This is a genomic window from Kitasatospora sp. A2-31, assembly GCF_022288725.1.
Classification (GTDB): domain Bacteria; phylum Actinomycetota; class Actinomycetes; order Streptomycetales; family Streptomycetaceae; genus Kitasatospora.
Window position 1 is genome coordinate 1 of record NZ_JAKNTA010000179.1, and the last position, 1,433, is coordinate 1,433.

Sequence of the window (1,433 nt, forward strand, 5' to 3'; positions counted from 1 at the left end):
CCCGAACGAGGGCTCCAGGGTCCGTGCCCTCCAGTTCACCACGAGCGACCTGACCAGCAGCAGGACCGCCAGGCCGAGCAGCAGCGCGCTGCCGGTCTGGTGGACGTGCAGGACCGCGCCGAGGCCGAACAGGCCGAGCCGGATCGCGATCATGCCCGACCAGGCGGCCACCGTGGCCCTGGTGCCCTTGGCCCAGACCGCGCCGTCCTCGCCGCGCCAGAGCCGGACGGTCCAGCCCCAGACGCAGCCCATCGCGAGCACGGCCAGCAGCGAGCAGGCCAGCAGGGCGACGGACGTCCCGGGGTGGCTGCGGTCGAGGAGCTGCGGGTCCCGCAGCGCGAGCACGCCGAGGAGCACCGGGAGCAGCCAGGTGCGGCGCCCGGAGTCCAGGCGTTGCGCCCGCATCTGACGCTGGACCACCAGGACCATCACCACGATGATCACAAGGACGTTGGCGAGGGCGGTCATCGGACTCTCCGTCCCGACGGAAGGCTGGCTGGGCTGACCTCACCGACGCTACGGATCCGGCCCCGCCGGGTGATCGGAGCCGGGGTGGACCGGGGACGGGCCCGGGTGGAACCGACGGCAGAGGGCCCTCCACCCGTGGGTGGAGGGCCCTCTGCCGTCGGTGCCGGGATCAGGCGTCGATGCGGGAGCGGTCCAGGGTGGCCGCCGAGTCCACGATGAACTCCTTGCGCGGGGCGACGTCGTTGCCCATCAGCAGGTCGAAGATCCGCTCCGCCTGCTCCAGGTCGCCCAGGTTGATCCGGCGCAGGGTGCGGTGGCGCGGGTCCATGGTGGTCTCGGCCAGCTGGTCGGCGTCCATCTCGCCGAGGCCCTTGTAGCGCTGCACCGGGTCCTTCCAGCGCAGGCCCTTGCGCTGGAACTCCAGCAGGGTGGAGCGCAGCTCGGCGTCGGAGTAGGTGTAGTGGTACTTCTCCTGGCCGCGCTTGGGGTTGGTGAGCTCGATCCGGTGCAACGGCGGGACGGCCGCGAAGACCCGGCCCTGCTCGACCATCGGCCGCATGTACCGCTGGAACAGCGTCAGCAGCAGGCAGCGGATGTGCGATCCGTCGACGTCGGCGTCGGCCATGAAGATGACCCGGCCGTAGCGGGCCTGGTCGATGTCGAAGGTGCGGCCCGAACCGGCCCCTATCACCTGGATGATCGCGGCGCACTCGGCGTTCTTGAGCATGTCGCTCACGGAGGCCTTCTGCACGTTGAGGATCTTGCCGCGGATCGGCAGCAGGGCCTGGAACTCGGAGTTGCGGGCGAGCTTGGCGGTGCCGAGCGCGGAGTCGCCCTCGACGATGAAGAGCTCGCTGCGGTCGACGTCGTCGCTGCGGCAGTCGGCCAGCTTGGCCGGCAGCGAGCTGGTCTCCAGCGCGGTCTTGCGGCGCTGGGCCTCCTTGTGCTGGCGGGGGGGGGGCCGG

Annotated in this window: 2 protein-coding genes; both read right to left on the minus strand. The window is 71.4% G+C overall.

The window, feature by feature from the left end; all coding sequences use genetic code 11:
• Nucleotides 1-468: CcdC protein domain-containing protein (locus MCM47_RS40670; RefSeq protein WP_238951823.1), on the minus strand; the 468-nt coding region annotated here is incomplete at its 3' end.
• 169 nt (nt 469-637) lie between these two features.
• Nucleotides 638-1,433 (minus strand): toprim domain-containing protein (locus MCM47_RS40675; protein ID WP_238951824.1); only part of this gene is annotated, 796 nt, incomplete at its 5' end.